This window comes from Streptomyces sp. CBMA156 (genome assembly GCF_014596515.1).
In the GTDB taxonomy this organism is placed as follows: domain Bacteria; phylum Actinomycetota; class Actinomycetes; order Streptomycetales; family Streptomycetaceae; genus Kitasatospora.
The window spans coordinates 1-8,578 of record NZ_MSJQ01000438.1; the positions used below are offsets into that span (position 1 = coordinate 1).

Annotated in this window: 4 protein-coding genes and 1 pseudogene; all 5 read left to right on the forward strand. The window is 76.1% G+C overall.

Annotated elements, in window-relative coordinates:
* Window positions 1-621, forward strand: a pseudogene (locus BU198_RS39435) (non-ribosomal peptide synthetase); the annotation flags it as partial.
* A 355-nt stretch (window positions 622-976) separates the two neighbouring features.
* Window positions 977-4,102, forward strand: coding sequence for a non-ribosomal peptide synthetase (locus BU198_RS39440; protein ID WP_188301540.1), 3,126 nt, complete (start codon window positions 977-979; stop codon window positions 4,100-4,102).
* The gene (locus BU198_RS39445) at window positions 4,099-5,274 is read left to right on the forward strand and encodes an acyl-CoA dehydrogenase family protein (RefSeq protein ID WP_188301541.1); all 1,176 of its coding nucleotides are present in this window, start codon (window positions 4,099-4,101) and stop codon (window positions 5,272-5,274) included. The genes BU198_RS39440 and BU198_RS39445 overlap by 4 nt, the downstream gene beginning before the upstream one ends.
* Window positions 5,275-5,301: 27 nt before the next feature.
* The gene (locus BU198_RS39450) at window positions 5,302-7,116 is read left to right on the forward strand and encodes an amino acid adenylation domain-containing protein (protein WP_223245557.1); all 1,815 of its coding nucleotides are present in this window, start codon (window positions 5,302-5,304) and stop codon (window positions 7,114-7,116) included.
* A gap of 67 nt (window positions 7,117-7,183) precedes the next feature.
* On the forward strand, window positions 7,184-8,578 hold a 1,395-nt coding region (locus BU198_RS39455), incomplete at its 3' end, for an amino acid adenylation domain-containing protein (RefSeq protein WP_188301543.1).

Genomic DNA, 8,578 nt, shown 5'->3' on the forward strand with positions numbered 1-8,578 from the left:
ACGTCCACCGGCATGCTCACCGAACGGCTGCCCGCCGCCGAGGGCGCCGCCCGCAGCGCCGTCTTCCCCGCCCTGCTGGACGCGGTCGGGGCCGCCGCGCACCGGCTGCACCGGGCGTCGGAGGCCGGGGGAGGACCGCTCGCGCTCGGCTACCCGTGGGGCGGCCGGCCGGTGGGGGCGCCCGCCGCGCTCGGCTGCTTCCTCAACACCCTGGTCCACCCCGCCACTTCGGGCCCGGCCGCGGACCTGGACACCCTCGCGGACGCCTGGTGGGACGACCTCGACCACGCCGGCACCCCGTTCGACGAGGTGGTCAGGGCCGCCCGCACCGCAGGGGCCCCCTGGTCGGGCGCCCTGGACGCCCTGCTCACCCTGGAGGACCTGCACCGCCGCCCGCCGCTGGTGCTCGGCGGCACCCCCGGCCGGGAGACCCACCTGGACGGACGGCCGCTGGCCGCGCCGCTGGCCGTCTCCGCCTCGCACGGCGACGACCTGCTGATCCGGCTGGGCTGGGACCGCGACCGTTTCCCCGAGGCCGACGTCCAGGCCGTCTTCGGCGAACTGCTCGCCGTGCTGCGGCACCACCTGCACGCCCGGCCGGCCGTGGCCCCGCAGGTCTGAACGCCGCGCGTCGGCCACAGACGCCGACCACCGGCCCGCCTCCCCTGACCACCGTCCTCGACCACTCGCCCGCACCTGTTCGCCACATCCCGCACGCCCGAACCCGTACGCCCGGATCCCGCGCGCCCGAATCCGTACGCCCGTTCCGCGGGCCCCGACCTCCCACCCCGGATCCGCCCACGACGGATCCATCCCGTCCGTCCGCGCACGCCCGACGCGCCGCCCGGACGGACCCCAGGGTCCCGGGCCGCACCTCACCCCGGTGCGGCCCGGTCCACCGGCCGGCACGGGACCACCCCACGCCCGCGACCGACCTTCGCAGTGCCGACAAGCCCACCACACAAGGGAGTTGACCATGTTCGCACTCTCTCCTTCGCAGGAGATCGTCTGGCTGCACGAACAGATGCTGCCGGGCAGCCGCGCCTACAACTTCACCGCCGTCCTCGACCTGTGGGGCACCCTCGACCGGGACGCGCTGCACGCCGGCCTGGCCGCCGTGCTGGCCCACCACCCCGGTCTGCGGCTGGAGTTGGTGCCCAGGCCGGAGGGACTGCCCGGCCAGCGGGTCGCCGAGGACTGCGAACCCGAGCTGCGCCACAGCGACTTCACCGCCGAGCAGGACCCGGAGGCCGCCTTCCGCCGGCTGCTCGCCGCCGAGGCCGAGGAGCCGCTGGACACCGAGCGGGCCCCGGTGCTGCGCTGGCACCTGGTCCGGCTCGCCGGGGACCACCACCGGCTGATCCACGTCGAGCACCACCTCGTCCACGACGGCCACTCCTTCGCGATCCTGCTGCGCGACCTGTTCACCGTCTACCGCGCCACCGTCCTCGGTGAGCCGTACGAGCTGCCCACCGCGCCCTCGTACGAGGAGCACGCCCGCGCCGCCGCCGACCTCCCCCGGGACCGCGGACTCGACTTCTGGACCAGGGAGCTGACCGACGCCCCGCGCGAGGTCACCCTGCCCGGAATGGCGCAGCCGGGCGTCGAGCGCCGCCACCGGGGCGGCCAGCTGCGCCAGTTGGTCGGCGCCGACCTCGCCGAGCGGCTGCGCGAGCGCAGCAAGGCGGACGGCCACACCCCGTTCAGCACCCTGCTCGCGCTCTTCGCCGAACTCCTGCGCCGGCACAGCGGCCACCGCGAGGTGGTGGTCGGCACCGCCGTCGGCAACCGCCCCGAGGGCTTCGAGAGCACCGTCGGCATGTTCGTGAACACCGTCCCGCTGCGCCTGCGGCTCGACCCCGCTGCCGCCGGCACCGAGGCCGTGGACGAGGTGACCGACGTCCTGCTGCGCGCGCTGCCGTACCAGGACCTGCCGGTCCAGGAGCTGACCCGCAGGCTCGGGCTGCACACCACCGGCGCCGACAACCCGCTGTTCAACGTGATGTTCAGCGCGCACGACGCGGCGCTGCCCGACGTCCAGGCGCCCGGCCTGGAGGTCTCGCTGTACGAGGGCTTCAACACCGGCACCACCCGCTTCGACCTCGACCTGGTGCTGCTGCCCGACGACCGCCGGGTGGTCGGCGAGAAGCACGGCGCCGCCGGGATGACCCTGGTCTGGGACTACGACGCGGACCTGTTCCGCGAGTCCGAGGCGGTGCTGCTGTCCGAGCGGCTGCTGGAGCTGCTGCGCTGCTACCTGGACCGCCCGGAGGCGCCGATTGCGGAACTCGCCCCCGCGCCGGAGCGGCCGGAGGGGCCGGAGGGGCCGGAGAGTTCGGAAGCCGTCCTGGCCGCCGCCGCCCCCGCCGTGCTCGACCCGGCCGCCGCCCACGATCCCACCTCGCTCGCCCTGCTGGCCGGCACCGAGCGGATCGGCTACGGCGAACTCGACCGCCGGGTCACCGAGCTGGTCGAGCGGCTGCGCGCCGCCGGGGTCGCGCCCGGCCAGCCGGTGGCCACCGTGCTGCCGCGCGGCACGGACAGCGTGGTCGCCCTGCTCGCCTGCCTGCGGCACGGCGCCGTGTACGCGCCCCTGTCCACCGAGGACCCGGCCGCCCGGCTCGGGCTGCTGCTGGAACGGCTGAGCCCCGCGCTCGTCCTGGCCACCCGGCAGAGCGCACTCGCGCTGCCCGCCGAGGGCGTCACCCCGGCGCTGCTGGACGGCCCCGCCTTTCCGAAGGCCGAGCCCGCCGCCGTGCTGGACGGCGCCGCCTACGTGATCCACACCTCCGGATCCACCGGCGTGCCCAAGCCCGTGCTGGTCGGCCGCGCGGCCCTCGCCGGGTACGTCGCGGCGATCGCCGGCCGCTACGGACTCACCTCCGCCGACCGGGTGCTGCTGTTCGCCCGCCCGTCCTTCGACGTGGCCCTGGAGGAGGTGCTGCCCGCCCTCGCCGTCGGCGCCGCCCTGGTGGTGCCGCAGCGCGAGGTGCCCACCGGCCCCGAGCTGGTCGCGGTGCTGGCCGCCCGCGGCGTCACCGTCGCCAACCTGCCGACCAGCTACCTGCTCGCGGTCCGCGAGGACCTGCGGGAGGCGCTGGCGGACGGCCGCTGGGCGCCCCGGCTGCTGGTGCTCGGCGGCGAGCGGCTGCCCGCCCGGGCCCTGACCGGACTGACCGGGGCCACCACCGTGCTGAACGCCTACGGGGTCACCGAGGCGACCGTCACCTCCACCGTGTACGAGGTCACCGCCGCCGATCTCGCCGAGGACGGCGAGATCCCGCTCGGCGCCGAACTGGACGGCGTGCGCATCCACGTCCTGGACGACACGCTGCAACCGCTCGCGCCCGGCTGCGTCGGCGAACTCGCCATCAGCGGCCCCCTGCTGGCCGAGGGCTACCTCGCGCTTCCGGAGCCTACCGCGGCCCGCTTCGTGACCGTCCCCGCACTGGACGGCGCCCTCGTCTACCGCACCGGCGACCGCGGCTACCGCGACCCGGACGGGCGGCTGCGCTTCCTCGGCCGGGCCGACAACCAGGTCAAGCTGCGCGGCCACCGGATCGAACTGGAGGAGATCGAGGCCGCCGCCTCCGCCGAACTCGGCGGCCGCTCCTGCGCCGTGCTGCTGCACACCGACCCGCAGACCGGCCCCCGGCTGGTCGGCTTCCTGGAGGGCGCCGAGCGCCCCGACCAGGCCGCCCTGCACGAGGCGCTCGCCCGCCGGCTGCCCGGCGGACTCGTCCCGGCGAGCTGGACGGCCGTCGCCGCGATGCCGACCCTGCCCGGCGGCAAGCCCGACCGCAACGCCCTCGCCCGCCTGGCGGCCGAGGCCCCGGAGCCGGCGGCACAGGACAGCGCGCCGAGCGCGTTCACCGATCCCGGCCAGCAGCTGATCGCCGCCGCCTGGCGCGAGGTGCTCGGCCACGACCGCTTCACCGCGGACTCGCACTTCTTCGAGGTCGGCGGCCACTCGCTGCTCGCCGCCCAGCTCGCCGCGTACCTGGAGCCGCACCTCGGCGGCCGCCCGCCGCTGCGCACCCTGTTCCGCCACGCCGTGCTGGCCGACCAGGCCCGCGCCCTCACCGCAGGAGAGACCAAGTGACCGCCCCCTCCGCCGTCCTGGAGGACGGCCACCGCGAGCTCGTCGAGGCCTTCGAGAGCTTCGTGCGCCGCGAACTCGTCCCGCTGGCCGCCGAGTTGCCCGAGACCGCCGACCTGGTCCCGGGAGACCTGCGGGCCTACGTCCGCAAGCGCTCCGCCGCGCTCGGCTTCTACGCCGGCGACTACCCCGAGGACCTCGGCGGCGCCGGCATGCCGTTCACCGCCGTCGTCCTGCTGCACCACGCCGCCGGGCGCAGCGGCTGCGTGCTCGCCCCGTACGCCCTGGCCGGCTCCGACGGGCCCAGTCCGCTGCTGCGCAACGGCACCCCCGAGCAGGTCGAGCGCCACCTGGTCCCGCTGGTGCGCGGCGAGCAGACCCGCTGCCTCGCCCTCACCGAACCGCACGCGGGCTCCGACGCGTTCCGGCTCACCACCACGGCCGTGCGCAGCGGCGACGGCTGGGTGCTGAACGGCCGCAAGACCTTCGTCAGCAACGCCGAGCACGCCGGGATCGCCCTGGTCGTCACCGCCACCGACCTCGGTGACGGGGCCGGCCCCGTCGCGGGGGCCACCGCCTTCGTGCTGCCGATGGACCAGCCGGGGCTGCGGATCGGCCAGCGCTACGAGGGCATGTCCGGCGAGCCGCTGTTCGAGCTGCTGCTGGACGGGGTCACCGTCGGTCCCGAGGCCGTGATCGGCGGCGAGGAGGGCGTCGGCGCGGCCACCGCTCTCGCCATCGACAGCCTCTCGCGCGGACGCCTGGTGGTCGCCGCGATGTGCAACGGCATCGCCGAGTACGCGCTGCGGATCGGCGTCGAGTATGCCAAGGACCGGCGCGCCTTCGGCCGGGTGATCGGCGAGTACCAGCACGTCCAGGAGCACCTGGTCGCCACCCGGGCCGAGGTCGAGGCCTCCAAGCTGCTCACCCTCGCCTGCGCCCGGCTGGTCGACGAGGGCACCGAGTCGCCCGAGAACGCGGCGCTCGCCAAGCTCACCGCCTCGGAGACCGCCGTACGTGCCGTGGACCGCTCGCTCCAGGTGCACGGGGCCACCGGCTGGGTGCGCGGGCACCCGCTGGAGTTCCTGTACCGCTACGTCCGGATGACCACGATCATCGAGGGGACCTCGGAGGTCCAGAAGGTGATCATCGCCCGTTCCATGGGCCTGAACTGACGATACGTCACCTTTCTGGAGATGATGATGGAACACACTGACGAGAAGACCCCCGGCACGGAGACCCCGAGCATCGGCTACGGCCGTCCGCACCAGGACGGCGCGGTGCTCGACCTGTTCACCAGCTGGGCGCACCGCACCCCGGACGCCCCCGCCCTGATCGACGGCGACCGCGTCTACGGCTACGCCGAACTCGACCGCCTCGCTGACACCGTGGCCGAGGCCCTGCGCGGCAAGGTCGGCCCCGGCGACCTGCTCGGCGTCTGCCTCGGCCACTCGGTCTCGCTGGCCGCCGTCACCCTGGCCGCCGCCAAGCTGGGCGCCGTCCACCTGCCGCTCGGCCCGCGCCCCGGCGAGCACCGGCTGCGGGCCGTCGCCGAACAGCTGCGCCCCGCCTGCCTGGTCGGCGAGCCCGGACTGCTGCCGCCCGGCGGCGAACGGCTGGAGCTGGACCTGCCCACCGGCGGCGTGGTGGCCGCCCTGGGCTCCGGCGAGCAGGTGCCCGTCCCGCCGGGCACCCAGTACGCGGTGCTCACCTCCGGCTCCACCGGCACCCCGAAGGCCGTCGCCGTCACCGAGCCCGCGCTCGGCGCCCTGCTCCAGTGGTACCGCGAGCTGACCGGCCTCGGCCCCGGCGAGCGGCACAGCCTGCTGATCGGCGTCGCCTTCGACCCGCACGTGATGGAGCTGTGGGGCGGCCTCACCTCCGGCGCGGCCCTGGTCGTCGCCCCCGAGGCCGTCCGCTGGGACACCGGTGCGCTCACCGACTGGTTGCGCGAGGCCGGCATCACCGTGGCCGTCCTGCCCACCCCGATGGCCGAACCCGTCCTCGGCCGGCCCTGGCCCGCCGGCCTGGCGCTGCGCCACCTGACGATCGGCGGCGACCGGCTGCGCCGCACCCCCGGGCCCGACGTCACCGCGACCGTCCACAACGCCTACGGCCCCGCCGAGGCCACCGTCACCACCACCGTGCACAGCATGGCCCCCGGCGGCGACCACGGCGCCGGCGCCCCGCCGATCGGCCTGCCGATCGACGGCGCCGTCCTCCTGGTCACCGACGAGGACGGCAGCCCGGTGCCGCGCGGCACGGCCGGCGAGCTGCGGATCGGCGGCCGCGGCCTGGCCGCCGGGTACCTCGACCCGGAGCTGACCGCCCGCCGCTTCGTCGACGCGCCCGCCGGCCTGGTCGGCACCGACCGGGTCTACCGCACCGGCGACCGGGTGGCCATGCGGCCGGACGGCGTGCTGGAGTTCCACGGCCGGCTGGACGACCAGGTCAAGGTCAGCGGCGTGCGGATCGAACCCGCCGAGGTCGAGGCCGCCTTCGAGCGTGACCCGCGGGTGCACCGGGCGGTGGTCGCCGCCGGGCAGGCACCGGCCGGCGGGGCCCGGCTGCTCGCCTTCGTCAGGGCCGAGGACGGCGCCGACCCCGCGGCACTGCTCGACGCCGCCCGGCCCTGGCTGCCCGAACAGGCCGTGCCCTCCGCCGTCCGGCTGGTGGAGCGCTTCCCGCTGGACGCCAACGGCAAGGTGGACCGTCAGGCGCTGCTCGCCGAGGCGACCGCGGCGGGCGGAGCGGACGAGGACCCGGTGGACGAGGGAAGCACCCCGGTCGAGCGCACCGTGCTCAAGCTCTGCCGCGAGCTGATCGGCCACGCCGACCTCCGGCCGCAGGACAACTTCCTCGCCGCGGGCGGAAATTCGCTGGCCGCCGCGAGACTGCTGGAGGCCCTGGAGAACGAGTACGGCGTACGGCTGCGCGCCCCGCTGGTGCTGCGCCAGCCGGACCTGCGGGCCGTCGCCCGGCTGATCGAGGAGCGGCTCGCGGCCCTGACCGCCTGACACCGCCCCGACCTCCTCAGCAGAGCGCCCCGGCCCACCCGGCCGGGGCGCCCGGAAGGGAACCACCATGACCACCGCGACCCGGCCCGCGCACACCGCCACGGCCCCGCACGCCAGGACCGCCCTCCCCGCCCTGATCGCCCGGCAGGCCGGACTCCGGCCCGACGCGCTCGCCGTGACCGACGGCTCCACCGCCCTGACCTACCGCGAACTCGTGGACGCGGCGGGCCGGTTGGCCGCCGTCCTGACCGCCAGGGGAATCGGCCCCGGCAGCGCCGTCGGCCTGCTCTGCGCCCGCTCCACCCGGCTCGTCGTCGCCCAGCTCGCCGTCTGGCGAGCCGGCGGACTGCTCGTCCCGATCGACCCGGCCTACCCGCGCCCGCGGATCGCCGAGATGACCGCCGACGCGGACGTCCGGCTCGTCCTCGGCGACAAGGGCCTGCTCGCCGAGGCCGGGCTCCCCGAGGAGCGCACCCTGGTGCTGACCGAACGCGGCACCGAGACCGACGGCGAGCCGGCCCCCGACGCCGCCGAGCCGGCCGCGCCCGCCCTGCTCTACTACACCTCGGGATCCACCGGCCGCCCCAAGGGCGTCCTCGTCCCGCACAGCGCCGTCACGGACCTGGTCACCGCCGAGGACGCGTTCACTCTCGGCCCGCGCGACCGGGTGCTCTTCCACTCCACCGTCTCCTTCGACGCCGCCACCTTCGAGCTGTGGGCCCCGCTCGCCCGCGGCGCCGCCGTGGCCGTCTCCCCGAGCGAGCGGCCCAGCGCCGAGGACCTGGTCCGCGACGTGGAGCGCTTCGGCGTCACCACCCTCTTCCTCACCACCGCGCTCTTCCACCACCTGGCCGCCCGGCGGTCCCGGATCTTCGGCGTGCTGCGCACCCTGGCCTTCGGCGGCGAGGCGGTCTCGCCCGAACACGCGGGCGCCGTACTGCGGGCCTTCCCCTGGCTCGAACTGATCAACGTCTACGGGCCCACCGAGGCCACCACCTTCACCACCCTGCACCGGGTCACCCCGGCCGACTGCGCCGACTCCGTCCCGATCGGCCGGACCTTCGGCGGCGCCCGCACGTACGTCCTGGACGAGCGGCTCGCGCCGGCCGCGCCCGGCACCGTCGGCGAGCTGTGGATCGCCGGCGACCGGCTGGCCCTCGGCTACCTGGACCGGCCCGAGCTGACCGCCGAGCGCTTCCGCGAGCTGCCGGGCATCGGTCGGGCCTACCGCACCGGCGACCGGGTCGGCCAACGGGCGGACGGCGCCCTGGAGTTCCACGGACGCACCGACGACCAGGTCAAGGTGCGCGGCTTCCGGATCGAGCCGGGCGAGGTCGAACACGCGCTGCTCAGGCTGCCCGAGGTCGCGGAGGCCGCGGTCGTGGTCCGCCGGGCCGGCGAGCCCGACGCCGCGCTCACCGCCTGCCTGGTGCCCGCCGAGGGCGCCCACCCCGCCGTCGAG

Coding starts and splice junctions, on each gene's coding strand:
- BU198_RS39440 (WP_188301540.1), top strand. CDS start 977: ATGTTCGCACTCTCTCCTTCGCAGGAGATCGTCTGGCTGCACGAACAG.
- BU198_RS39450 (WP_223245557.1), top strand. CDS start 5,302: ATGGAACACACTGACGAGAAGACCCCCGGCACGGAGACCCCGAGCATC.